The sequence below is a fragment of the Nonomuraea sp. SYSU D8015 genome (assembly GCF_008065375.1).
In the GTDB taxonomy this organism is placed as follows: Bacteria; Actinomycetota; Actinomycetes; order Streptosporangiales; family Streptosporangiaceae; genus Nonomuraea.
In genome coordinates, this window is record NZ_VJYI01000009.1 from 39,942 (window position 1) to 62,654 (window position 22,713).

At 72.0% G+C, this 22,713-nt stretch carries 24 protein-coding genes and 1 riboswitch; of the genes, 4 read left to right on the forward strand and 20 right to left on the reverse strand.

Going from position 1 to position 22,713, the window contains the following annotated elements; genetic code table 11:
* The first annotated feature begins 72 nt into the window (after window positions 1–72).
* Together ID574_RS32355 and ID574_RS32360 are read left to right on the forward strand one after the other, a co-directional pair.
* The gene (locus ID574_RS32355) at window positions 73–678 is read left to right on the forward strand and encodes a DUF2975 domain-containing protein (RefSeq protein ID WP_188192793.1); all 606 of its coding nucleotides are present in this window, start codon (window positions 73–75) and stop codon (window positions 676–678) included.
* Window positions 678–887: a helix-turn-helix domain-containing protein gene (locus tag ID574_RS32360; protein ID WP_188192794.1), complete on the forward strand. Its 210-nt coding sequence runs from the start codon at window positions 678–680 to the stop codon at window positions 885–887. Before ID574_RS32355 ends, ID574_RS32360 begins: the two co-directional genes overlap by 1 nt.
* A 16-nt stretch (window positions 888–903) precedes the next feature.
* Here ID574_RS32360 and ID574_RS32365 read toward each other — a convergent pair whose 3' ends face one another.
* Both ID574_RS32365 and ID574_RS32370 read right to left on the reverse strand, forming a co-directional pair.
* Window positions 904–2,193 (reverse strand): dicarboxylate/amino acid:cation symporter, encoded by a 1,290-nt coding sequence (locus ID574_RS32365; protein WP_188192795.1) that lies wholly within the window; start codon window positions 2,191–2,193, stop codon window positions 904–906.
* A gap of 224 nt (window positions 2,194–2,417) precedes the next feature.
* Complete coding sequence (locus ID574_RS32370; protein ID WP_188192796.1) at window positions 2,418–3,458, reverse strand: LLM class F420-dependent oxidoreductase; 1,041 nt, start codon at window positions 3,456–3,458, stop codon at window positions 2,418–2,420.
* 82 nt (window positions 3,459–3,540) lie between these two features.
* Between ID574_RS32370 and ID574_RS32375 the strand changes: the two genes are divergently transcribed.
* Window positions 3,541–4,428: an endonuclease/exonuclease/phosphatase family protein gene (locus tag ID574_RS32375; RefSeq protein WP_223167288.1), complete on the forward strand. Its 888-nt coding sequence runs from the start codon at window positions 3,541–3,543 to the stop codon at window positions 4,426–4,428.
* Between the two features lie 415 nt (window positions 4,429–4,843).
* Here ID574_RS32375 and ID574_RS32380 read toward each other — a convergent pair whose 3' ends face one another.
* From ID574_RS32380 to ID574_RS32440, 13 genes are all read right to left on the reverse strand, one after another.
* Window positions 4,844–5,416: a nucleotidyltransferase family protein gene (locus ID574_RS32380; RefSeq protein WP_223167289.1), complete on the reverse strand. Its 573-nt coding sequence runs from the start codon at window positions 5,414–5,416 to the stop codon at window positions 4,844–4,846.
* Window positions 5,413–6,504: an XdhC family protein gene (locus tag ID574_RS32385; protein WP_188192797.1), complete on the reverse strand. Its 1,092-nt coding sequence runs from the start codon at window positions 6,502–6,504 to the stop codon at window positions 5,413–5,415. Before ID574_RS32385 ends, ID574_RS32380 begins: the two co-directional genes overlap by 4 nt.
* Window positions 6,497–7,570 carry a vWA domain-containing protein gene (locus tag ID574_RS32390; RefSeq protein WP_188192798.1) on the reverse strand — a complete coding sequence of 358 codons (1,074 nt, stop codon included), beginning with the start codon at window positions 7,568–7,570 and terminating at the stop codon, window positions 6,497–6,499. The genes ID574_RS32385 and ID574_RS32390 overlap by 8 nt, the downstream gene beginning before the upstream one ends.
* Entirely contained in the window at window positions 7,563–8,429 is an 867-nt protein-coding gene (locus ID574_RS32395) for an AAA family ATPase (RefSeq protein ID WP_188193117.1), read from the reverse strand. Before ID574_RS32395 ends, ID574_RS32390 begins: the two co-directional genes overlap by 8 nt.
* 44 nt (window positions 8,430–8,473) lie before the next feature.
* A complete protein-coding gene (locus ID574_RS32400) occupies window positions 8,474–8,926 on the reverse strand; it encodes a PH domain-containing protein (protein WP_223167290.1) in 453 nt (150 codons plus the stop codon).
* Window positions 8,927–8,945: 19 nt separating this feature from the next.
* Window positions 8,946–9,413 (reverse strand): 6,7-dimethyl-8-ribityllumazine synthase, encoded by a 468-nt coding sequence (ribH, locus tag ID574_RS32405; RefSeq protein WP_188192799.1) that lies wholly within the window; start codon window positions 9,411–9,413, stop codon window positions 8,946–8,948.
* A gap of 112 nt (window positions 9,414–9,525) precedes the next feature.
* Window positions 9,526–10,743 (reverse strand): bifunctional 3,4-dihydroxy-2-butanone-4-phosphate synthase/GTP cyclohydrolase II, encoded by a 1,218-nt coding sequence (locus ID574_RS32410; protein WP_188192800.1) that lies wholly within the window; start codon window positions 10,741–10,743, stop codon window positions 9,526–9,528.
* Window positions 10,740–11,402, reverse strand: coding sequence for a nicotinamide mononucleotide transporter family protein (locus ID574_RS32415; RefSeq protein WP_188192801.1), 663 nt, complete (start codon window positions 11,400–11,402; stop codon window positions 10,740–10,742). The genes ID574_RS32410 and ID574_RS32415 overlap by 4 nt, the downstream gene beginning before the upstream one ends.
* On the reverse strand, window positions 11,399–11,989 hold the full coding sequence (locus ID574_RS32420; RefSeq protein ID WP_188192802.1) for a riboflavin synthase: 591 nt from the start codon (window positions 11,987–11,989) through the stop codon (window positions 11,399–11,401). Before ID574_RS32420 ends, ID574_RS32415 begins: the two co-directional genes overlap by 4 nt.
* Window positions 11,989–13,338, reverse strand: coding sequence for a bifunctional diaminohydroxyphosphoribosylaminopyrimidine deaminase/5-amino-6-(5-phosphoribosylamino)uracil reductase RibD (gene ribD, locus ID574_RS32425; RefSeq protein ID WP_223167291.1), 1,350 nt, complete (start codon window positions 13,336–13,338; stop codon window positions 11,989–11,991). The genes ID574_RS32420 and ribD overlap by 1 nt, the downstream gene beginning before the upstream one ends.
* Before the next feature lie 104 nt (window positions 13,339–13,442).
* Window positions 13,443–13,573, reverse strand: a riboswitch (FMN riboswitch).
* A gap of 77 nt (window positions 13,574–13,650) precedes the next feature.
* Window positions 13,651–14,460, reverse strand: coding sequence for an oxygenase MpaB family protein (locus ID574_RS32430; RefSeq protein ID WP_188192803.1), 810 nt, complete (start codon window positions 14,458–14,460; stop codon window positions 13,651–13,653).
* A 30-nt stretch (window positions 14,461–14,490) separates the two neighbouring features.
* Window positions 14,491–15,153 (reverse strand): ribulose-phosphate 3-epimerase, encoded by a 663-nt coding sequence (gene rpe, locus ID574_RS32435; protein ID WP_188192804.1) that lies wholly within the window; start codon window positions 15,151–15,153, stop codon window positions 14,491–14,493.
* 53 nt (window positions 15,154–15,206) lie between these two features.
* Window positions 15,207–16,436 (reverse strand): RNA-guided endonuclease InsQ/TnpB family protein, encoded by a 1,230-nt coding sequence (locus tag ID574_RS32440; RefSeq protein ID WP_188192805.1) that lies wholly within the window; start codon window positions 16,434–16,436, stop codon window positions 15,207–15,209.
* 17 nt (window positions 16,437–16,453) lie between these two features.
* Here ID574_RS32440 and ID574_RS62965 point away from each other — a divergent pair, with 17 nt between their 5' ends.
* Entirely contained in the window at window positions 16,454–16,660 is a 207-nt protein-coding gene (locus ID574_RS62965) for an Arc family DNA-binding protein (protein ID WP_188192806.1), read from the forward strand.
* 108 nt (window positions 16,661–16,768) lie between these two features.
* Here ID574_RS62965 and ID574_RS32450 read toward each other — a convergent pair whose 3' ends face one another.
* Genes ID574_RS32450 through ID574_RS32470 form a run of 5 tightly spaced genes read right to left on the reverse strand, consistent with a single transcriptional unit; the run spans window position 16,769 to window position 22,701 of the window.
* Window positions 16,769–18,313, reverse strand: a complete 1,545-nt coding sequence (locus ID574_RS32450; RefSeq protein WP_188192807.1) for an RsmB/NOP family class I SAM-dependent RNA methyltransferase — start codon at window positions 18,311–18,313, stop codon at window positions 16,769–16,771.
* Window positions 18,314–18,336: 23 nt separating this feature from the next.
* Window positions 18,337–19,263 carry a methionyl-tRNA formyltransferase gene (gene fmt / locus ID574_RS32455; RefSeq protein WP_188192808.1) on the reverse strand — a complete coding sequence of 309 codons (927 nt, stop codon included), beginning with the start codon at window positions 19,261–19,263 and terminating at the stop codon, window positions 18,337–18,339.
* 4 nt (window positions 19,264–19,267) lie between these two features.
* On the reverse strand, window positions 19,268–19,816 hold the full coding sequence (gene def / locus ID574_RS32460) for a peptide deformylase (protein ID WP_188192809.1): 549 nt from the start codon (window positions 19,814–19,816) through the stop codon (window positions 19,268–19,270).
* A gap of 28 nt (window positions 19,817–19,844) precedes the next feature.
* A complete protein-coding gene (locus ID574_RS32465) occupies window positions 19,845–21,182 on the reverse strand; it encodes a hypothetical protein (protein ID WP_188192810.1) in 1,338 nt (445 codons plus the stop codon).
* 37 nt (window positions 21,183–21,219) lie between these two features.
* The gene (locus ID574_RS32470; RefSeq protein ID WP_188192811.1) at window positions 21,220–22,701 is read right to left on the reverse strand and encodes a hypothetical protein; all 1,482 of its coding nucleotides are present in this window, start codon (window positions 22,699–22,701) and stop codon (window positions 21,220–21,222) included.
* Window positions 22,702–22,713 lie beyond the last annotated feature (12 nt).

Genomic DNA, 22,713 nt, shown 5'->3' on the forward strand with positions numbered 1-22,713 from the left:
ATAGGGCCACCCGGCCCCCTCCGCTTCACAACCGGCTCGACATAACGACTTTCGTTATTTACGATTATCGTTATGCCAACACGATGGATCATCAGACTCGAGATCCTGCTGAGCGTCGGGCTCGTCCTCGGCTGCCTGGGCGCCCTGGCGGGCCTTCTCATGAACGCCGGCATGGCGTTCTTCGGGACACCCGACGGGATGGGCATCCCGCTGCGTGTGTTCGACGTGCCGACGGAGGGCCTGACGGCGGGCGGGGCCACGATCGACGCCGTGAGCGCCGAGGTGACGGTCAGGCCGCGCGGCGCCGCGCCGCTCCAGGGCCTGCTCTACCTGCTGATGTGGGCGCCGGGCACGGCGACGTGGCTGCTCGCTCTGTTCACGCTGGTCCGCGCGCTGCGCAGGGCGCGTTCCGGCGACCGGGCGCTGTTCTCCGCCGCCACGGCCCGCGACCTGCGCACGCTCGGCTGGATCCTGATCGCCGGTTCGCTCGTGTCGGCCGCGATCGGCATGGTCGCGGAGGCCATACTCTCCTCCATGCTGCTGACCGAGAGCCATCCGTTCTATCCGCCGTCGGGCGAGCTGGTGGGGGTGGTCGTGGCGGGATTCGCCGCTCTCGGCGTGTCGGAGATCATCCGGCGGAGTCTGGCCCTGCTCGAAGAGGTCGAGGCCACCATCTGATGGGCGACCGCGCCGTGAGGGTACGGCTCGACGAGCTGCTCCAGGAGCGCGGCATGACGCTCACCGAGCTGTCGCACCGCGTCGAGATCACCGTGGTCAACCTGTCGATATTGAAGAACGGCCACGCCAAGGCCATCCGCTTCTCCACACTGGCCCGCCTGTGCGAGGCGCTCGGCTGCCAGCCGGGCGACCTGCTCACCTTCGAGTAGGCCGCCCGGCGCAGGATCAGGCCGCCGCGGGCTGGGCGACGCGCGGCGCGGACTCGCGCGGGGCGTCGTCGAGCGGCTGCGGCGGCGCGTTGAAGACGGCCGCGTCGAGGCGGCCCTCGGAGCCGGCCACCAGGACCGGCACGACGAGCTGCCCCGCGACATTGGTGGCGGTGCGCATCATGTCCAGGATCGGGTCGATCGCCAGGAGCAGGCCGACGCCTTCCAGCGGCAGCCCGAGCGTGCTGAGCGTGAGCGTCAGCATGACGGTCGCGCCGGTCAGACCGGCCGTGGCGGCCGAGCCGACCACCGACACGAACGCGATCAGCAGGTAGTCGCCCAGTCCCAGCGGCACCCCGAACACCTGGGCCACGAAGATGGCGGCCAGCGCCGGGTAGACCGAGGCGCAGCCGTCCATCTTGGTGGTGGCGCCGAAGGGCACCGCGAACGAGGCGTAGTCGCGGTCCACGCCGTTGCGCTCGATCGTGACCCGCTGCGTCAGCGGCAGCGTGCCGACCGACGAGCGGGAGACGAACGCCAGCTCGATCGCCGGCCAGGCGTTGCGGAAGAACTGGACGGGGTTGACCTTGCCCCACACCGCCAGCAGCGTCGGGTAGACGACCAGCAGCACCACGAGGCATCCGGCGTACACGCCGGCGCTGAACTTGGCCAGCGGCGCCAGCAGGTCCCACCCGTACGTGGACACGGCCTTGCCGATGAGGCCGGCCGTGCCGATGGGAGCCAGCCGGATGACCCACCACAGGGCCTTCTGGACCAGCTCGAGGACGGAGCGGCTCAGGTTGAGGAACGGCTCGGCCTTCTCGCCGGCGGCCAGGGCCGCCGCGCCGAGGACGACCCCCAGGAACACGATCTGGAGGACGTTCACCTCGGTGAAGGCGGTGACGACGTTCGTCGGCAGGATGCCGGTGACGAAGTCCAGCCAGGTGCCCGAGGTCTCCGCGGGCTTGGCCGCGGAGGTGTCGAGGGCGACGCCCCTGCCGGGGTTGATGATCAGGCCGAGCCCGATGGAAAGGGTCACCGCGATGGCGGCGGTGACGAGGAACCACAGCAGCGTCTTGGACGCGAGCCTGGCCGCGCCGTTGACGTTGCGGAGGTTGGCCACGCTGACCAGCACGGCGGTGAAGACCAGCGGCGGCACCGCCAGCTTGAGCAACTGGACGAAGATCTGGCCGACCCGGGTCAGGGTCTCGGCCAGCCAGGCCACGTCCCAGATCTTGGCGACGAACCCCAGCGCGACGCCGACGGCGAGGCCGGCCAGCAGCTGCAGGGAGAAAGAGAATCTCTTCACAGGGAGGAAAGCTCCGGAAATCTCACGGCATGCCGAAGACACGCCGGATGGGTGAGGTGATGGATGATCGGGGTTCGGCGGTCAGCGACAGAGCGATCCGCGCAGCCGGCACAGATCGACGTGCAGCCGCTCCACGAGCCACACGATCACCACGGAGAACCTCACGAGGTGCGACAACACCTGTCAGATCCGGGGCATTCCTCCATGAAAGGTGATTCAGCCCACTATCCGGCGATTTCCTTGATCTTCTCGATCAGCCGCACCCGGTCCTCGTGGGTCCGGCCGAGCGGCGTGACGTTGAGCGTGGTCACCCCCGACTCCTTCAGCGCCTGCACCCGGTCGCGCACGAACCCCTCGCTGCCGATCAGCGACATCTTCTCCAGCAGCTCGCCGGGCACCCGGGCGGCCGCCTCCTCCTTCTTGCCCTGGAGGTAGAGGTCCTGGATGAGCTCGGCCTCCTTCTCGTAGCCGTAGCGCCTGGTCAGGTCGTTGTAGAAGTTCTTGCCTCTGGCGCCCATGCCGCCGATGTAGAGCGCCGCCATCGGCCGCCCGAACTCCAGCAGCCCGGCCACGTCGTCGCCGATCGCCAGCGACGCCTGCGCGATCACGTCGAGCCCGCCCAGCTCGGGATCGCGCTTGGCCTTGCCCGCGGCCAGCGACGGGCCCCACACCTCGCCGGCCTTCTCCGGCACGTAGAAGATCGGCTCCCAGCCCTCGGCCAGTTCGGCGGCCAGCTCGACGTTCTTGGGGCCGATGGCGGCGACGACGATGGGGATGCGGGGGCGAACAGGATGGTTGATGATCTTCAGGGCCTTGCCGAGGCCCGTCCCCCGGTCCGGCGGGAGCGGCACCGTGTAGTGCTTGCCCTCGTACTGCAGGCGCTCGCGCCGCCACACCTGGCGGCAGATCTCGATGATCTCGCGCGTGCGCCCGAGCGGCGCGGTGTACGGCACCCCGTGGAAGCCCTCGATCACCTGCGGCCCCGAGGCGCCGAGGCCGAGCGTGAAGCGGCCGTCGGAGACGTAGTCCATGCCCGCGGCCGTCATGGCCAGCAGCGCCGGCGTGCGCGAGTAGATCGGCAGGATGCCGGAGGCGATCTCCAGCCGCTCGGTCCTGGCCGCGATGTAACCCATCTGGCTGACGGCGTCGAAGCTGTAGGCCTCGGCCACGAAGACGATGTCGAGCCCGGCCTTCTCGTAGTCGGACAGCTCGGCCACCGACTCCTTGAAGCCCCCCGAGTAGTTGAGTGCCATACCGATGCGCATGCCGGACTCCCACTGAACCGAATGTTGTTCCGTTTCGACCGGAACAGGCTATCGCGTCAGGGGAGCGAGTAGCCTGGTGCGGGTGCTGAGACGGGTTGTCGTGGTGTCCTCGATCGTCGTGGCCGCGGCCCTGGCGGGGCACCAGCTGATTCCTGCGCTCGGCGGGTTCACGCCGGTGCTGGAGAGTCTGCTGCCCTGGCTCGGGCTGACCGTGCCGCTGCTGCTCCTCGCCGCCGCCCTGGCACGTTCCACGCTGGCCGCCGCGGCGGCGCTGGTGCCGGGCGTGGTGTGGGCGGCGATGTTCGGCTCCACGTTGTTCCGCACGCCGCCGGGCGGCCCCAGCGACCTCGCCGTGGGCACGGTCAACGTGGGGGTGCGCAACAACGCCTCGGGCGAGGCCGTACGTGAGATCGCCAAGGGCCTCGATCTGCTGGCCGCCCAGGAGCTCACCGCCGGCGGCCCCGCGGCCAAACAGCTCAACAAGCTGTTCAAATACCACTATCCGGTCAGCACGGTCGGCCTGTGGAGCCGCTACCCGATCACCGAGACCAAGCCGCTGGACGTCGGCCTCGGCTGGCCGCGGGCCCTGCGCGCGGTGGTCGCCACGCCCAAGGGCAAGATCACCGTCTACGTCATGCACCTGGCCTCCGCCCGCCCCGGTCACACCGCCGGGCGCGACGCCTCGCTCGCCCGTGCGCGCAAGCTCATCGACGCCGACTCCAGCAAGCGGATCCTGCTGCTCGGCGACCTCAACACGGCGACCACCGACCGGGGGATGCGGGGGTTGATCCCGCCGCTGTCCGACGCGCAGAGCGTCGCGGGTGACGGGTTCGGGTTCACGTGGCCGTCGGAGTTCCCGATCACGCGGCCCGACCACATCCTGTTCAAGGGGATGAAGGCGACGGAGGCGGGGGTGGCGCCGGCGACCGGCAGCGACCATCGTGCGGCTCTCGCCTCGTTCCGCCTGTAGCCCTGGCGCGCCGCCGATCGCTCCCGTAGTCCGGCCGGCGTCCTCCTGGGGTGCGGCCCGGCCTGTGACGCTGACACACCCACCCCGCCGTACTTCGGCTGGTGTCCTCCTGGGGAAAGTCAGGGGTGCCGAGCTCTCGGGAGGCGGCGTGCTGCGGCGGAGGACGCCGGAAGCGGCCTGTCCGGGGACGGCGGAGGTCTGTAGCGCCGACACCCCCGACCGGCGTCCTCTTCGGAGAGAGCCGGGTGCGCTTGCCGGGGACAGCCGAGGCGCGGCGGAGGACGCCGGGCGGGGCCTTCCAGGGGATCCGCGGCGGGCGGGGCATTGGGGGGACGACAGCGGTGGATGGCACCGGGCGGGGGCCCTCCAGGGACGGTGGCGGACGGTGGGGCGTCCCGCGTCGAGAGAGGGCGGATCAGGCGGAGTGGGGGTCGAGGAGGCGGAGGTCCTCGGGAGTGTCGATGTCGGCGGGGTCGCCGTGCGCGTCGCACGGCACCTCGGTGACCAGCTCCGGGTGCGCCTTCAGGAACGGCCGGGCGCCGACGTCGCCCACGGCCCGCTCGGCCACCTCGGTGAAGTGCTCCCGAGCGATCAACACGGGGTTCCTGCGGAGCCCTCCGTACGTGGCGACGGCCACGCCGGCGCCCGCGCCGATCAGCGCGCGCACCGCTCCCGGCCGGATCAGCGGCTGATCCACCAGCGCGATCACGACGGCCTCCGCCTCCTCGGGCAGCGCGGCGAGGCCGACGCGCAGGGACGAGCCCATGCCCGACGCCCAGTCCGGGTTGCGTACGGTGACCGCGCCGCGCACCTGCACCGTGGCCGCGCCGAGCACCACCACGACGGGGTGGCAGCCGCCCTCCTCCAGCAGTCGCACGCCCCGGTCGACCAGCCGCTCGCCCGCGTACTCGACCAGCGCCTTGGGCGTGCCCAGCCGGGCGCCCCGGCCGGCGGCCAGCAGCAACCCCGCCACCCTGGAGGATCTCACGGCACCTCGTGGTGGATGCGGCCCTCGGTGGTGGACAGCGGCCGGCCGGTGCCGCCCCAGCGCAGCTGGATCAGCTCGGCGGCGATCGACACGGCCGTCTCCTCGGGAGTGCGGGCACCGAGGTCGAGCCCGATCGGCGACCTCAGCCTGGCCAGCTCCTCCTCGGTGAGGCCGGACTCGCGCAGCCGCGCCATGCGGTCCTCGTGGGTGCGGCGCGAGCCCATGGCGCCGACGTAGCCGGCGTCGGTGCGCAGCGCCACCTCCAGCAGCGGCACGTCGAACTTGGGGTCGTGGGTGAGCACGCAGATCACCGTGCGCTCGTCCACCGGCACCGAGGCCAGGTAGTCGTGGGGCCACTTGACCACCACCTCGTCGGCCTCGGGGAAGCGCTTGGCGGTGGCGAAGACCGGGCGGGCGTCGCAGACCGTGACGTGGTAGCCGAGGAACTTGCCCACCCTGGCCACCGCGGCGGCGAAGTCGATGGCGCCGAACACGAGCATGCGCGGCGGCGGCGCGAACGAGTGCACGAACACCGCCAGGTCGTCCAGCCGCCGCTCCCCCTGCCCGCCGTAGCGGCGGATGCCGGTCAGGCCCTGGGCGAGCATGCCGCGGGCGTCGTCGTCCACGGCCTCGTCGAGGCGTTCCAGGCCGAGGCTGCCCGAGGAGCGGTCCGGCCAGATGATCCGGCGGGCGCCGACCTGGCCGGGGCCGGAGACGATGGTGGCGACGGCGACCGGCTCGTGGGCGTCCACCGACGCCGCGACGTCCCCCAGCTCGGGGAAGGTCTCGATCGAGACGGGCTCGACGAGGATGTCGATGATGCCGCCGCAGGTGAGCCCGACGGCGAACGCGTCGTCGTCGCTGACGCCGTACCGCTGCAGGACCGGCCGGTCGATCTCGGCGGCCAGCTCGAACACCGCGCCCTCGACGCACCCGCCGGACACGCTGCCGACCACCTCGTCGCCGCGCACCGCCATGGCCGCGCCCGGCGGCCGCGGCGCGCTGCTCCACGTGCCCACCACTGTCGCCAGCCCGAACTTGAGCCCCGACCTCCACCACCGCATGATCTCCGGGAGCACGTCACGCATGGGCGAGCCTTTCGCTGAGTTGCTCGTAGGCGGCCAGGCTGTGCCCGGCCACCAGGTCGTCGAGGTACGGCAGGGCGGCCCGCATGCCGCCGGTGAGCGGCTGGTAGTCCTCGTACCCCTTGTGTGGGTTGACCCAGATCACCCGGTATGCCTGCCTGGCCAGCCTGGCCATCTGCGTGCCGAGCAGCTCCGGATCACCGCGTTCCCACCCGTCCGAGGCGATCACCGCAATCGCCCCTCGGGCGCTGAAACGGGCGAGGAATTCCTTCAGTTCCTCCCCCAGCCGGGTGCCGCCGCTCCAGTCGGGGATGACCTTCGAGACCTCGTTGAGCGCGGTGCCGGGGTCGCGGTGGCGCAGCTCGGCCGTGATGGGGGTGAGCCGGGTGCCGACCGAGTAGACCCGGGTGGCCCGCGGCTCGCTCCTGACCAGCGCGTGGGCGAAGCGCAGCAGCGTCTCGGCGTACGGGGCCATCGAGCCGCTGACGTCGACGAGCAGCACGACCGCGCGGGGCCTGGTGGCATGTCTCTTGTGGCGGAGCCTGGCCACGTCGCCCTTCCTGAGCGCGTCGCGGATGGTGCGGCGCTGGTCGAGGCTGCCCCGGTGGGCGCTCTCGAAGCGGCGCGAGCGCCGCCGCGCCCGGCCGCTCTTGAGCATGGCCAGCATCCGGTGCACCTCGGCCCGCTCGGCCTCGGTCAGCCTGGCCACGTCGCGGTGGCGCAGGATCTCGGCCCGGCTCGCGGTCGCGGGCGCCGCCGTGCCGTCGTCCCGCCCCTCCCCCGCGTCCTCGCGCATGGCCAGGTGCCGGGTGACGCTCGTCGTGGTCGTACGGGCCGTCGCCGCCCGCTGCCCGCCGAAGTAGGCGGCGAAGCAGCGGTCGTACCGGGGTAGGTCGTCGGGCGTGGCGCACAGCGTGAGCCGCCCGGCCCAGTAGACCTCGTCCCGGTCGGTGACGTCGAGGTGGTCGAGGGCCCGCAGCATGTTCTGCGTGCGGTCGTGATCGGCGCCCACCCCGGCGGCGCGCAGCGTCCTGGCGAACCCCGTCACGGTGGCGATCAGGTCATCCATGGACGAGCAGCCCGTTCCCGAGGACGGTCGCGACGTCCTCGCGGTATTTCAGCGCCGCCCCCAGCGTCGCCGCGGCCAGCCCGGGATCGAGCTCCTTGGCGCCCAGCGTCAGCAGCGCCTCCGTCCAGTCGAGCGTCTCGGCCACCCCCGGCGGCTTGACCAGGTCGGCCTGGCGCAGCCGCTCGGCCGCCCGCGCCACCTGCGTGGCGAGCGTCTCGGTGCAGCCGGGCAGGCGGCGCAGCAGGATGGCGACCTCGCGGTCGAAGCTCGGGTGCTCGAGCCAGTGGTAGAGGCAGCGCCGCTTGAGCGCGTCGTGGACCTCTCTCGTGCGGTTGGAGGTCACCACGACCACCGGGGGCGTGCTCGCCTTGACCGTGCCCAGCTCGGGGATCGAGATCGTGAAGTCGGAGAGCACCTCCAGCAGGAACGCCTCGAACTCGTCGTCGGCCCGGTCGATCTCGTCCACGAGCAGCACGCTCGGCTGCGTCTCGATGGCCTTCAGCAGCGGCCGCGCGATCAGGAACCGCCGGTCGTAGATCTCGCCTTCGAGCCTGCTCACGTCGGTGATGCCCGCGGCCTCGGCGGCCTTGAGGTGGAGAAGCTGGCGGGCGAAGTCCCAGTCGTAGAGCGCCTGCGCGGCGTCCAGACCCTCGTAGCACTGGAGTCTGATCAGGGGCGCCTTGAGCAGCGTCGCGAGCGTCTTGGCCAGCTCGGTCTTGCCGACCCCCGCCTCCCCTTCGAGGAAGAGCGGCCGCCCCATCCTGAGCGCCAGGAAGGCGGCCGTGGCCAGGCCTTCGTCGGCGAGGTAGGCGTGCCGGTCGAGGAGCTCGATGAGCCTGTCCGGCGACTCGATGTCCATTGCCTTGATTGTCCGCCGCAGCACGCCTTCAGGCTACGCCAGCGTCATCGTTCCCTGGCCTCCCCGCGCTCGCGGATCAGGGCCTCCAGCTCGGCCGTCGCGCGGCGGGCGCGGGGCTTCTCCGAGCCCTGGATGCCCATGGCGCCGATGGTGCGGCCGTCGGAGAAGTCGATCCGCGGCCACGGATCGCCCACCAGCAGCGTGACGTCCAGGATCTCCGGCCAGGTGTAGCGGTGCGTGCGGACGGCGTTGACGATCGTGACGCCCTCCTCGTCGGCCTCCACCCGCACGCGGCCCAGCAGGTGCAGTACGTACGCCACCGCGCATCCGAACGCCACGATCGCCAGCCGGTCGGGCAGCTTGAACGGCTCCGCGATGAAGACGGCCATGATCACCGCCCCTGCCACGATCAGCACGGCGAAGCCGTACGCGACGATCCTGGTCCGGCGCGGACGCCAGGTGACGGGCAGGGACGGAGGCTGGACGGGCTCTGACACGAGGGAAACCTACCTCAGGTCACCGGAGGGTCCGCAGGAGGAGGGCGGTCTCCAGCGCGGCCACGGTGGACTCGTACCCCTTGTCCTCCTTGCTGCCCGGCAGACCGGAACGATCCAGAGCCTGGTCCAGCGTGTCGCAGGTGAGCACGCCGTTGCCGACCGGGGTCTCCTCGTCCAGCGAGATCCGGGTCAGGCCCGAGGTCACCGAGTCGCAGACGTAGTCGAAGTGGGCGGTCTCGCCCCTGATGACCGCGCCCAGCGCCACCACCGCGTCGCAGCGGCGGGCCAGCGCCTGGGCGACCACCGGGATCTCCAGCGAGCCCGGCACACGTACCACGGTGGCCCGGGCGCCGCTGTCGTCGCACGCCTGCACGGCCCGCGCCACCAGCTGGTCGGTGATCTTGGCGTGCCAGCTGGCCGCCACCACGCCCACCGTCAGCCCCGAGGCGTCGGGCACCGCGATCCCGGGGCGTCCTTCTCCGCTCATCGAACCTCCTGGAGTGTGGAGACCCCGGGCTTCGGCCCCGGGGACGGAACGCGGCACGACGCCGCGGGACCCGCCGGCCGGGCGAGGCCCGGCCGGCGGGTCGGGGAGGTGTTCACGACGCCTCCGAGATGTCATGGCCGAGGCGGTCGCGCTTGGCCGTCAGGTATCGCTCGTTGTGGGGGTTCATGGCCACGGGCATGGGCTCGCGGCCGAGGATCTTGATGCCGTACCCGTCCATGCCCTTGAGCTTGGCCGGGTTGTTGGTGAGCAGCCGCACCGACTTGACCCCCAGGTCGGCGAGGATCTGCCCCGCGTTGGAGAACTCGCGCGCGTCGATCGGCAGCCCCAGCTCCACGTTGGCGTCGACGGTGTCGCTGCCGTTGTCCTGCAGGTTGTACGCCCTCAGCTTGGCCAGCAGGCCGATCCCCCGGCCCTCGTGGCCGCGCAGGTAGACGACCACGCCGCGGCCCTCGTGGGCGATGGCCGACATGGCGTTTTCGAGCTGCACGCCGCAGTCGCAGCGCAACGAGCCGAACACGTCGCCGGTCAGGCACTCGGAGTGGGCCCTGACCAGGACGTTCTCGCCGTCGCCGAGGTCTCCGAAGACGAGCGCGACGTGCTCGCCGCCGTCCAGGTCGCTGGCGTAGCCGAAGGTGCGCCACATTCCGTACACGTTCGGCAGCTTGGTCTCGACGACCCTCGTGACCATGCTCTCGACGCGCCTGCGGTAGTCCACGAGCTGCTCGATCGAGACCAGCGCCAGGTCGTGCTCGTCGGCGAAGCGGCGCAGCTCGGGCAGCCTGGCCATGGTGCCGTCGTCGTTGACGACCTCGGCCAGCGCGCCCGCCGCCGACAGCCCGGCCAGCCTGGCCAGGTCGACGGCCGCCTCGGTGTGGCCGCGCCGGGCCAGCACGCCGCCCTCGTGGTAGCGCAGCGGGAAGATGTGGCCGGGGCGGACGAGCTCGTTGGGCTCGGTGGCGGAGTCGGCGAGCGTGCGGATGGTCTTGGCCCGGTCGGCGGCGGAGATGCCCGTGGTGACGCCGTCGCGGGCGTCCACGGTGATCGTGTACGCCGTGCGCATGCGCTCCTTGTTGTGGAACACCATGAGCGGCAGGCCGAGCCGGTCGAGCTCCTTGCCCTCCATGGCGACGCAGATCATCCCGCTGGTGTGCCTGATAGTGAACGTGCACAGCTCCGGCGTGGCCCTGGCGGCGGCGAAGATGAGGTCGCCCTCGTTCTCCCGGTTGGCGTCGTCGACGACCACGACCGCCTTGCCGTCGCGGATGTCCTCGATCGCGCGCTCGATCGGGTCGAGCTTGATCTCGCTCATCGCGCCACCGCCGCCACGGCCAGCGAGGAGGACCGGTATTCGCGCAGCCATTTCACGAAGCCGATCACCACCAGCACGAAGAAGATCCCGTACACGGTGCCGGACACGACCAGACCCGAGCTGAACGCCAGCGGCACCCCGACGAGGTCCACGGCCACCCACACCATCCAGAAGTCGACCAGCGCCCGCCCCTGCGCCCACGTGGCGATGGCGCTGCCCACGAAGATGTAGGCGTCGGCGGCCACCAGGAAGGCGCCCTTCGGCAGCGGCTCATGGGCGCCCCACGACAGGCCGGTGAAGTAGAACAGCAGCCCGACGACGACGGTGCCGAGCAGCATGAAGGCGATCAGCAACGACCGCTCCCACCAGTCGGCCGGGCGGACGGCCAATTGCCTGCCGTTCTGCGTGCCGCGCCGCCACGCCCACCAGCCGTAGACGGCCAGGGCGGCGAACATCGCCTGCTTGAGCGCGTTGCCGGTGATGTGGGCGTTGACTGAGGCGATGAACAGCAGCACCGAGCCGGTGAACTGCACCGGCCACGTCCAGATCGACTTGCGCATGGCCAGCAGGACCGTGGACAGAGCGGCGATGTTGCCGATCAGGTCGGTCCAGAGCACATGTGTGCCGAATATCGTGAATCCGGCGTTGGCCCAGTTCACTGTCGCGCCACCAGCCTTTCCACATACTTCGCGATCACGTCGACCTCGATGTTCACCATGTCGCCCACCTGGCGTTCGCCCATGGTGGTGAGCTTCAGCGTGGTGGGGATGAGGCTCACGCCGAAGCTTTCGTCGTCAACCGTCGTGACCGTCAGGCTGATTCCGTCGATCGCGATCGAGCCCTTCTCCGCCACATACCGGCTCAGCGGCTCCGGCAGGGAGAAACGCAGGTCGTCCCAGCTCTCGCCGGGGTCGCGGGACAGCAGCACGGCGGTGCCGTCCACGTGGCCCTGCACGATGTGGCCGCCGAGGCGCTGGTCGGCGCGTACGGCGCGCTCCAGGTTCACCGCCGAGCCCTCGGTGAGCGTGCCCAGGGAGCTGCGGTCCAGCGACTCCCTGATCACGTCGACCGTGAACACCTCGCCTTCGACCTTCACGACCGTGAGGCACACGCCGTTGACGGCGATCGAGTCGCCATGCTTGGCGTCGGAGGTGACCAGCGGGCCGCGCACCGACAGCAGGGCTCCGCCGCCGGCCTGCTCGATGGCGATGACCTCGCCCTTTTCCTCAATGATTCCGGTGAACATCACTGCTCCCTGCATGGGTGTGCGATGGGCCGGGCGATCAGCCGCACGTCCGGCCCGATGGGGGAAATCTCGTCGAAGGTCAGGCGGTGCATGCGGCCGATGGTGCCCACCCCGGCCGCGCCGAGCGCGGAGCGGCCGGAGCCCAGCAACGCGGGCGCGACGTACGCGACCACGCGGTCGACCAGGCCCTGCCGCAGGAACGAACCGGCGAGCGTCGGCCCGCCCTCCAGGAACACGCTGACGACCTCGCGCGCGGCCAGCTCGCGGAGGAGGGCGTGCAGGTCGAGGCCGTCGCCGTGGCGGGGCAGGCGCAGGAGGTCGGCCTTGAGCTCGGTGCCGACGCCTTCGGCGACGGCGATCAGCGTGGGCGCCTCGTCATCGAGCACCCGGGCGCCCGGCGGCGTCCTCGCCTCGGTGTCCACGACGACCCGCAACGGAACGCGGCCGTTCGCCCCTCCGCCTGCGCCCACCACACGCCCGGCATTCAGCGCCTGCGCGGCATCTGTCCCACGCGGGCTGCTCGCGCCGACGCCGGCGGCTCCGGTCTCGGCCGGCGGGGCGGCGCGGACCGTGTCCGCCTCACCTGCACCCCCGGCACCGACGCGAGCGGCGGCTCCCGGAGCGGCGGCGACGGCGGTGTCCGAGCGCGTGCTCCCATCACGATCGCCGTCCAGCGAAGACCGTGCGACCGAGCCGGGCCAGGGCGCCGGGGCGGGGCGGGCGGTGAGGCGGGGGTCGTCGGCCAGGACGGTGCCGATGCCGGCCACGATCGCGTCCGCGGCGGCGCGCAGGCGGTGCACGTCGGCCCGGGCCTCGGCGGAGGTGATCCACTGGCTGGTGCCGTCCTCGGCGGCCGACCTGCCGTCGAGCGTGGCGGCGAACTTCCAGGTGACGTGGGACCGGCCGAGCCGCGCGTACGTGAGCCACTCCTCGTTGACCCGCTCCGCCGCGGCCGAGAGCACCCCCATCGTCACGGCGACCCCGGCGGCCCGCAGCCGCGCGGCCCCGCCCGCCGCCTTCGGGCTGGGATCGGCGACCGCGACCACCACCCGGGCGATCCCCGCGTCGAGCAGCGCCCGGCTGCACGGCCCCGTCCGGCCGGTGTGGTCGCAGGGCTCCAGCGTCACGTACGCCGTGCCGCCCCGGGCCCGCTCCCCCGCCTGCGACAGGGCCACGACTTCGGCGTGCGGCCCGCCCGCGTACGCGTGGAACCCCTCGCCCGCCACCGCCCCGGCGGCGTCGAGCACGACACAGCCCACGACGGGGTTGGGGCTGGTGGTGCCGTGTCCGCGCGCGGCCAGCTCGACGGCGCGCGCCATGTGCGCGGCGTCCTGCTCGGGTATCTCCACCCGGGTCTCCTACTCGCCAGTAGCTCCTAGCCACGGCGGGCCCCGGGGGACTCGAGTGGTGCACGAATGCACCACAGAAGGCATCCGGCCGTACACCGGACGCCTCGCGCGCTGCCTCCCATCCGGACTTTAACCGTCGGTCCCGGAGTTTCACCGGGTCAACCGGCCGATGGCATCGGCCGGGTCGCGGACTATCACCGCCGGTTCGGAGTTTCACCGACCCCGGAGCACGCTAGCTTTCTTCCGGTATCAGTGTGCCATGCCCGAATCGACACATGCGACCACCCCCGCGTTTTTGACCAAGCGTCCGCTTTAGGCGGCCGTCAGCCGGTGCGCGCGCCGGGCCGCCGGGGAGTAGCGGACCTGGGCGGGGACCAGGCCGAGCCCGGTGTGCAGGGTGCGCAGCGTCGCCGTCGCCCACAGGTCGCCGACGGGCGTGGCGGGCAGGCCGTACAGTCTTCTGGCCCAGCGTGGCAGCGTGGCGAAGGAGAGAAGCATGAGCGCGGGCACGGCGGGCTTGAGCGGGAGCAGCAGGCGCGGGAGCGGGGCGTTGAGCGACAGGCGCAGCGGGTGGGCGGCCTCGGGGACGAAGCGCAGCCCCGGCCGCTCGGCCTCGATGTAGTCGCGCAGCTCGGCCACCGACCCAGGCACCTCGTCGGCCTTGAGCCCGACGACCTCGGCGGCCCGCCGCCACTCGGCCACGAACGCGTCGGCCTCGGCGTCCGTCAGCCCCACGCCCGCCCGGCGGGCGACGGACAGGTAGGAGTCGACCTCGCCGACGTGGACCCAGCGCAGCGCGGGCGGGTCGTCCAGGCGGAAGGTGTCTCCGGTGTCGGGATCGCAGGCGGTCAGCCGGGCGTGGATCTTGCGCACCCGACGCCCGGCGCGCTCGACCTCCTCGGTCGTGCCGTACGTGCGCACCCGGACGAACTCGGTGGTGCGCACGAAGCGCGACCAGGCCTCGTCCGGGTCCATGAGCGCGGAGTTCTGCAGCACGCCGCGCATCGCCCGCGGGTGCAGCCCCTGCATGAGCAGCGCACGGATGCCGCCGACCAGCAGGATCGGCTCGCCCATCACCCGCCACGTCACCGAGGAGGGACCAAAGATCCCATAGTCGCCCATAAGTGGATAGTTACCCAGATGAGCGGCCTTTCATGTCATGGCGCGGGTGGCGGCGGCACGCAACCGGTCGACGGCGGCCACCGGGTCGGAGGCGCCGTAGACGGCGCTGCCCGCCACGAACACATCGGCGCCCGCCTCGGCGCAGCGCCCGATGGTGTCGGCGTCCACTCCCCCGTCCACCTGGATCCAGACGGCGCCGCCGTGCCGCTGGACGAGCGCCCGCGCCCGGCGGATCTTCGGCAGCACGACGTCGAGGAACTTCTGCCCGCCGAACCCGGGCTCGACGGTCATCAGCAGCAGCATGTCGACCTCGCCGAGCAGGTCTTCGTAAGGCTCGACGGGCGTGGCCGGGTTGAGCGCGAGCCCGGCGCGGGCGCCGAGCGAGCGGATCTCGCGCAGCGTGCGGATCGGGGCCTTGGCCGCCTCCACGTGGATGGTCACGCTGCCAGCCCCGGCCTCCGCGTACTGCGGCGCCCAGCGGTCCGGGTCTTCGATCATGAGGTGGCAGTCGAGCGGCGTCGAGGTCGCCTTGCGCAGGGCCTCGACCACGGGCAGCCCGAGGGTGAGATTGGGCACGAAGTGGTAGTCCATGACGTCGACGTGCAGCCAGTCGGCATTGGGCACGGCGGCGGCCTCGTCGGCGAGCCTGGCGAAGTCGGCGGCGAGGATGCTGGGCGAGATCTGTACGGCCATGATTCCCCAAGTTTATTGACTACTCCCTCGGCTGAAGCCTCGGGATTCCTGGCTCACGCTGCCTGGCGTCCAGGCGGGACGTCAGGTCTTCCGCGATCAACACCAGCCGGGTTCAGACCAGCCCGGACGAGCATGACGCGTGCGGAGTTCTTGTCCCGGGGGGAGACGGCTCCGCACGCGCTGCAGGTGTAGGTGCGCTCACCCAGCGGCAATGCGTGCTTGGCTCTCGCTCCGCAGTGCGCGCAGTCCATCGTGGTGTACGCGGGGTGGACCAGATGCACGTCACGCGCGTGCTTGCGGCCCATCTCGATCAGGGCCGCCTTGGTGGCGCCGATGGCGGCGTCGGCGGCTTTACGGGCCATGGTGGTCCTGGCGAGGAACTTCGGCTTGAAGTCCTCCACCGCCAGGGCATCGTGGTCGCGGACAACCTTCTTGGCCCACTTGCGGCCGGTGTCCTGGCGCTGCCGGGCGACCTTCTTGTAACGCTTGGCCCGCAACCTTTTGGCCTCCCGGTAGCCTTTCGAGCCGGCCTGCCCCTTCTTTGGCCTGCGCCGGGCCATCATCCGGTCGTACCGGCCCAGCTTCGCGGCGGCCCTCTTACCGTGCTCGGCATGGGGTAGGTCGTAGGCTTCGCTGGTGGTGGTCGCGGTTTCCTTCACGCCCCAGTCGATGCCGATCGCCCGGCCGGTCTTCGTCAGCGGTTCAGCCTGGGCGGGGAGGACGAACGAGGCGTACCAGTGACCGAGGTTGTCCTGGTACACGCGCACGCTGGACGGCTCGGCGGGGAGCCCGCGGGACCATACCACCGTCGGTGTGATCCCGCCCGCGAGGTGCAGGCGACTGTCCTGCAACCGGAAGCCCCGCTTGGTGTAGCCGAGTGTCGGCAGCGCCTCGCGCTTCGTCTTCCACCTGGGCATCCCGGCTCGTTGTGCCATGGGCAGCCGGTCCTTGATGTCCTTCAACGCCTTGGCGCGGGACTTGCTGAAGTCGCGGATGATCTGCTGTTGCGGAACACTGCTTCCTTCGCGCAGCCATGGCGTTATCCGGCGTGCTTCGGTCAGCATCTTGTCGAGCTGTGCCGGACCGCAGGTCCGCTTGGGCTCACCGTCCGGGCGGGTCGTGTTGGAGGCGTTGATCTGCTTGGACTTGGCCACGCATTCATTCCAGATCCAGCGGCAACGATCCCACTCTGCCAGCAGTGCCGTGCGAGCGGTGGACGACAGGCGAAGCCGGAAGGTGTACCGGGCATGCCGGGTGTCCTCGTCAATCGCCGATGTCGTCATGACATCGTAATAGCATCATGATTCGTTGCGCGTTGCGCATTCCCAAAGATTTCCACGCCAGGCTGGCCGCTCGGGCGGCCGCTGACCGGCGGTCCATCAACTCCGAGATCCTGTCCCTGCTGGAGGTCGCTCTCAGCACTCCTGCGGCAGAAGCTGAATCGCCCGGCGACGATCCGGCTTCTCCTACCCCGCGCCCCGGAAAGCCGGATCCCTCCCAGGCATGAAAGCCAAGGCATCCTCCGGTTTGCTGGAGGCCGACCTGCGCTTCCTCTTCTTCTTGCTTGGGGGCTCCACTCGCGGCGTCTCCCGTTAGCCGCTGAGCGGGCCGGGTGTCAGGGGCGCTTGCGGAGCAGGGCCAGGAACATGGCGTCGGTGCCGTGGCGGTGCGGCCAGAACTGGGCGTGCGGGCCGTCTCCCAGCCCGTCCACCCCGGGAAGGTAGTCGCGGGCGTCGAGCTGTTCGACGTCGTCGCGGCGCCCTACCACGTCTCCCACCACGACGCGGGTCTCGGCGAGGTGGGGCGAGCAGGTGACGTACGCCACGACGCCGCCGGGACGCAGAGAGTCGAGAGCGGTGGCGAGGAGCCGCCGCTGCAGCCTGCCGAGCTCGGGGATGCCGGAGGGATCGCGCCGCCACCGCGCCTCGGGCCGCCGGCGCAGCGCGCCCAGCCCGGTGCAGGGCGCGTCGAGCATGACGCGGTCGAACGCCCCCGGTCGCCACGCGGGCTCCGTGCCGTCGGCCGTGACGACCACGGCGCGCCGGGTGGTCTGCCAGACCAGCCGCGCCCGGTGGTGCTGCACGTCGGCGGCGAGCAGCCGCGCCCCGCCCGGGAATCCCGAGGGATCGCCGTACGCGGCGATGGCGTCGAGCAGCCCCGCCTTGCCGCCGGGCCCGGCGCACATGTCGAGCCACAGCTCCTCGCCCTCCCGCTCCACCGGCACGCGGGTCAGGGCGAGCGCCACCAGCTGGCTGGCCTCGTCCTGCACGGCGGCGCGGGTCTCGGCCACGGCCTCGATCTGCCCGGGATCGCCTTCACGCAGGTACGCGGCGTACGGCGAGTAGCGGCCCGGGAGGGCGCCGGCCTCCTCCAGCTCCTTCACCGAGCTGCGCCCCGGCCGCGCGACCAGCGTCACCTGGGGCCGGGCGTTGTCGGCGGCGAGCAGGTCGGGCAGCTCGGCATCGCCGCCCAGCGCGTCACGGAAGGCGGAGACGATCCACCGGGGATGGCCGTGGGCGACGGCGAGGTGGCCGACCGGGTCGGCGGCCGGGTCGGGGGCGACGATCGGCAGCCATTCCTCGATCGTCCTGGACGCGATCTTGCGGAGGACGGCGTTGGCGAACTTGGCCGCGCCGGGGCCGACGCGCAGGCGTACGAGATCGACGGTGGTGCCGACGGCCGCGTGCGGCGGGACGCGCATGCGCAGCAACTGGTGGGCGCCGAGCCGCAGGGCGTCGCGCACGTCGGGGTCGGGCGCGCGGTCGCTGCACAGCTCGATGATCGCGTCGTAGGTGCCGAGGCCGCGCAGCGTGCCGTACGCGAGCTCGGTGGCCAGCGCGGCGTCGCGCCCCTTGATGCCGCGATCGCGCAGGAGGCGCGGGAGGAGCAGGTTGGCGTACGCGTCACGCTCGTCGACGGCGCGCACGACGTCGAAGGCGGCGTTGCGGGCCGGGTCGCGCGGCGGCCTGCGCGGCCCTCGCGAACGCTCCCCGCCGGCACCGGCACCCCGGCCGCCGCCACCGCGGCTGTTCCCGGCACCCTGGCCGCCACCGGTGCCCCGGCCGACGCCGCCACCCCGGATGTTCCCGGCGCCCCGGCCGCCGCCGCTCCCGGCAGCACCCCGGCCGCCGCCGGTCCCTCGGTCGCCGTTGGCCCTCATGCCGTCTGACTTCCCCGATCGGGTCACTCGAAGATCTCTTTGCCCTCCGGGCGGACTCCGCGAGCCCACTCCACGGCCCCCATCAGCCGCTTGCCCTGCGGTTGCACCTCGCCCAGCTCCACGGCGTCGGTGGCGGTGCCGACCAGCACGGCCGTCTTGGAGGCGGCGATCTCCCCGGGCGCCAGCCGCTCGCCGGGGACCACGCGCACGGGCCCGAGCTTGATCCGCTGCCCCCGGAACTCGCTCCACGCGCCGGGATTGGGGGTGCAGGCCCGGATGAGCCGGTCGACGTGCATGGCGGGCTTGGCCCAGCCGACCCGGGCGTCGTCCACGTTGATCTTGGGGGCCATGGTCACCCCGTCGGCCGGCTGGGGCCGCGCCTCCAGGGTGCCGTCCTCGACGCCGTCGAGGGTGGCCGCGAGCAGCCCGGCTCCGGAGACCGACAGCCGCTCCAGCAGCGAGCCGCTGGTGTCGGTGGTGCGGATCTCCTCGGTGACCACGCCGTAGACGGGCCCCGCGTCGAGCTCCTTGACGATCTGGAACGTGGTGGCGCCGGTGATCTCGTCGCCGTGCAGGATCGCGTGCTGGACGGGCGCGGCGCCGCGCCAGGCGGGCAGGATCGAGAAGTGCAGGTTGATCCACCCGTGGCGGGGCACGTCGAGCGCCGGCTGGGGCAGCAGCGCGCCGTAGGCGACCACGGGGCAGCAGTCGGGCTCCAGGGCCCGCAGCCGGTCGAGGAAGGCCGGGTCGCCGGCCTTCTGCGGGCGCAGCACCTCGATGCCCGACTCCTCGGCGAGCGCGGCCACCGGCGAGGGGTGGACCTTGCGTCCCCGCCCTGACTGGGCGTCGGGGCGGGTGACGACCGCCACCACCTCGTGCCGCGGCGAGTCGATCAGGGTGCGCAGCGACGGCAGCGCCGTCTCGGGTGTGCCCGCGAAGACCAGACGCATGCTCTCAGAGCGCCCTTCCGCCGGTCGCGTGCGGCGAGTATTTGATGACGGGGGCGGACAGGCCGCTCCACTCGGCCTCGCGGACCGCCTTCATGGCCAGCTTGCGCTGCTTGGGGTCCATGCGGTCGATGAACAGGATGCCGTCGAGGTGGTCGGTCTCGTGCTGGAAGCAGCGCGCCATCAGGTCGGTGCCCTCCAGCACGACCGGCTCCCCGTGCATGTTGAAGCCCTTGGCGACGGCGCGGATCGCCCGCGGCGTCGGGAACGACAGGCCGGGGAAGGACAGGCAGCCCTCCTCGCCCTCCTCGTCGATCTCCGACGACAGGTCGAGGTCGGGATTGATCAGGTGGCCGAGCTGCTCGTCGACGTAGTAGGTGAACACCCGCAGGCCGACGCCGATCTGCGGGGCCGCGAGGCCCGCGCCCGGCGCGTCCATCATCGTGTCGGTGAGGTCTTTGACCAGCTTGCGGAGCTCCTTGTCGAAGTCGACGACCGGGGCCGCCGGGGTGCGCAGCACCGGGTCTCCGAACAGCCGGATCGACTGGATCGCCAAGGGGTCACTCCGTTTCTCAAGGGTGGGATCAACCCAGTTTAGTGGGCTGCAGGGAGCGCGCCTTCATCGCGGCCTTGCGCGCCGCCTTGGCCACCGCCTGGTCGTCGTGGCTGGAGGCCAGCATGTCGAGCACCGCGATCGTGTCGGGGTGGCCGACCGCGGGCATCTCGTTGACCAGCTTGATCAGGTCTTCGCCCGGCTCGGGCGTGTCGAGCCGGCCCGCGGCGGGGCCGGACAGGTGCATGAGGGCGGCCAGCGAGTCGACCGCGATCCACGTGTGGTCCTCGGGGCTGAGCGGCGGCGCCTCCAGGTCGCGGATGTGCAGCCAGGAGGCGGCGTAGCGGCGCATCAGCGGCTGGTCGAGCGCCTGTCTGACGGGCGCCTCGGCCTCGGGCCCCAGCTCCTCCAGGATCGCGCCGACCGCGCCGCGCTGGCCTGCGGTGCCGGACGCGGCGATCTCGATCAGGTCGCGGGCGGCCGACTCGGGCGAGCGGCGCTCCAGCCAGCCGGCGACGGCGCTCTGCGTGGCCGAGCCCTTGACCAGCGCCTCGACCAGCTCGCCCGCCGACAGGTCGGCGAACACCTCCACCTCGGCCGTGGTCGGCGCGTCGTGCCCCTCGCGCAGCAGGTCGCGGCGGATGGCCCAGACGCCGAGCGGGGTGAGCGCGGTGCGGCCGGCGGCGGTCTGCTCGACCAGGCCGCAGTACGTCAGCAGCGACAGGGCCTCCAGCAGCTCGGCCGGCAGCGCGGCGGCGAGCCGGCGCATCTCGACGGGGCCGGGCGCGCACGCGACCTCGTGGGACTGGAGTATGCCCCTGGCGAGATTGGCGGTGGCGACGCCGGAGCGCACGGAGTAGATCGTGGCCAGCATCTCGGCCAGATGGCCGTCGACCACGGCGGAGCCGGTCAGCCCCTCGTCGGCGCGGTCGAGCACGTCCATGACCACGCCGTCCCAGAACTCCAGCGTGGCCTCGACCGTGAGCTGCATCGACAGCGGCCCCCGGGATGCCCGCCCGCCGGCGATCTGCAGCAGGCCGGTGTTGACGGCGACGATCCAGACGAGGCGGAGCCGGTCGGCGGGCAGGCCGAGCGCCTCGGCCGCGTCGGCCGCGTCGGCCTCGCTCAGGTGGCCGCCGGCGCTCACCTCCCGGGCGCCCGTCCAGGCGGTGAGCCTGATGGCGTCGGCGACGAGCGGCACCGCGGGCACCGCCCTGGCCAGCTCGGCGTCGGGCGCGAGCAGGACCGGTGGGAAGGTCAGCGCTTCGTGCTCCTCGGCGGGAGGCTCCTCGGCCGGCCGTGACGGCACGGCGGCCTGCTCATCGATCAGCTTGCGCAGCTCGGCGAGGTCGAAGACGTTGTTGGCCACCCACGAAACTTACTGCACACCAGTCACATGAGCGTACTCAACGGATGGCGCGGGAGCGGGCCTTGAAGGCCGCCTTGCGCGCCGCCTTGGCGACCGTGCCGTCGGGGATGGAGCGTCCGAGCAGCTCCAGGACCTCGACGACGTCGGGGTGGTCGACTCGCCACATCTCCTCGATCATATGGGCGGGCGGGCCGGAGGCGGCCATGTTCTCGGCGAAGATCTCGGGATCCTCCTCGGCGGCCGGCATCGCCAGCGCCAGCATGTCGACGCTGACCCAGAGCAGCTCTTCCTGGGTCAGCTGCGGCGCGGGCAGCCCGCGGGCGGCCAGCCAGTGGATGGCGTGCGGCCGCAGCTCCTGGTCCTCCAGGTAGTCGCGCACCTGGGGCTCGGCCTCGGGGCCGAGCCGGTCGACGATGGTGATCGCGATGCCGCGGGCCACCGCGGGCGCGCCGGAGGCGGCGGCCAGCAGCTCGCCGGCGGCCTCGCCGGGAGTCCTCCCGGTCAGCCAGCGGTCGATGTCGGCCTCGGCGAGCTCGGCGGGGATGCCTTCGAGCAGCCCCTCGATGAGGCCGAGCGCATCGGCCTCGGCCAGGTCGGGAGCCTGCGGGGCGTCGAGGCCGAGCGACAGGTAGTGCTCGCGCAGCGCCCAGACGGCCAGCGGCGTGAGCTCGGCGTCGTCGCCCGCGACCCTGAGCAGGCCGCACCAGGCCAGCCGGTCGAGCACCCCGGCCAGGTCGGCCTCGCCGTCGGCGGCGAGGTCGTCGAGGTAGTCGCCGATCACGCTCACCGGCACCCGCACCTGAAGCCGGTAGAGCATGTCGAACAGGTCGTAGAGCTCCTCGTCGAGCTCGGCCGAGCCGGTGATCTCGCCGCGCGTGTCGTGGTCGAGGATGCGGGCGACGGCCTGCGCCCACTCGCGCAGCGGCTCGTCCTCGCCCGGGAGCGGCCGCTCGCGCAGCATTGGCACGGTCCGCAGGGCCGCGAGGAGCTCCTCGGGCGGGGCCAGCCGGGCGGCCGGCAGCGGGGTGCAGCCCGGGCAGTCGCAGGGCGCGTCGCCCAGGTCGGGGCTCAGGTCGGGCACCTCACCGGAGGGGATGGCGATCGACTGCTCGAGCGAATCGGGGCCGATGGAGCTGAACAGGCTCTTGGCCATGCCGAAGTTCGAGGGGTCGGCGAGCGCGCCGGCCATGCGCGGCCCGATGTCGTCGAGCCGCTCGCGCATCCGGGCGGCGCGCTCCTCGGGCACCACGCCCGCGTCGCTGAGGTAGTCGACGAAGGTGCGGGCGGCGGCGATGGTCTCGGGCGCGCTCTCCGGAGGCGCGATGACCTTGCGCGGGTAGATGGACAGGAGCAGCTCGTCGAAGGTTTCCGGAGCGAAATCGCCCAGTTCGTTGACGTTGAGGTAGTCGCTGGCGTAGTCGCAGAGCAGGCGGACCTCGTCCGCGTCCACCTCGACTTCCCGCGCGCGCCCCCAAGCGCGCAGGTCGTCGATGGCCTGGTTCACCCATTCGATCGACACATGGGCACGCTA

Coding starts and splice junctions, on each gene's coding strand:
- ID574_RS32390 (WP_188192798.1), bottom strand. CDS start 7,570: ATGGATGACCTGATCGCCACCGTGACGGGGTTCGCCAGGACGCTGCGC.
- ID574_RS32450 (WP_188192807.1), bottom strand. CDS start 18,313: ATGAGGGCCAACGGCGACCGAGGGACCGGCGGCGGCCGGGGTGCTGCC.
- ID574_RS32395 (WP_188193117.1), bottom strand. CDS start 8,429: ATGGACATCGAGTCGCCGGACAGGCTCATCGAGCTCCTCGACCGGCAC.
- ID574_RS32430 (WP_188192803.1), bottom strand. CDS start 14,460: ATGGGCGACTATGGGATCTTTGGTCCCTCCTCGGTGACGTGGCGGGTG.
- fmt (WP_188192808.1), bottom strand. CDS start 19,263: ATGCGTCTGGTCTTCGCGGGCACACCCGAGACGGCGCTGCCGTCGCTG.
- ribH (WP_188192799.1), bottom strand. CDS start 9,413: ATGAGCGGAGAAGGACGCCCCGGGATCGCGGTGCCCGACGCCTCGGGG.
- ID574_RS32360 (WP_188192794.1), top strand. CDS start 678: ATGGGCGACCGCGCCGTGAGGGTACGGCTCGACGAGCTGCTCCAGGAG.
- ID574_RS32440 (WP_188192805.1), bottom strand. CDS start 16,436: ATGACGACATCGGCGATTGACGAGGACACCCGGCATGCCCGGTACACC.
- ID574_RS32420 (WP_188192802.1), bottom strand. CDS start 11,989: ATGTTCACCGGAATCATTGAGGAAAAGGGCGAGGTCATCGCCATCGAG.
- ID574_RS32410 (WP_188192800.1), bottom strand. CDS start 10,743: ATGAGCGAGATCAAGCTCGACCCGATCGAGCGCGCGATCGAGGACATC.
- ID574_RS32355 (WP_188192793.1), top strand. CDS start 73: ATGCCAACACGATGGATCATCAGACTCGAGATCCTGCTGAGCGTCGGG.
- rpe (WP_188192804.1), bottom strand. CDS start 15,153: ATGGCCGTACAGATCTCGCCCAGCATCCTCGCCGCCGACTTCGCCAGG.
- ID574_RS32385 (WP_188192797.1), bottom strand. CDS start 6,504: ATGCGTGACGTGCTCCCGGAGATCATGCGGTGGTGGAGGTCGGGGCTC.
- ID574_RS32370 (WP_188192796.1), bottom strand. CDS start 3,458: ATGCGCATCGGTATGGCACTCAACTACTCGGGGGGCTTCAAGGAGTCG.
- ID574_RS62965 (WP_188192806.1), top strand. CDS start 16,454: ATGATTCGTTGCGCGTTGCGCATTCCCAAAGATTTCCACGCCAGGCTG.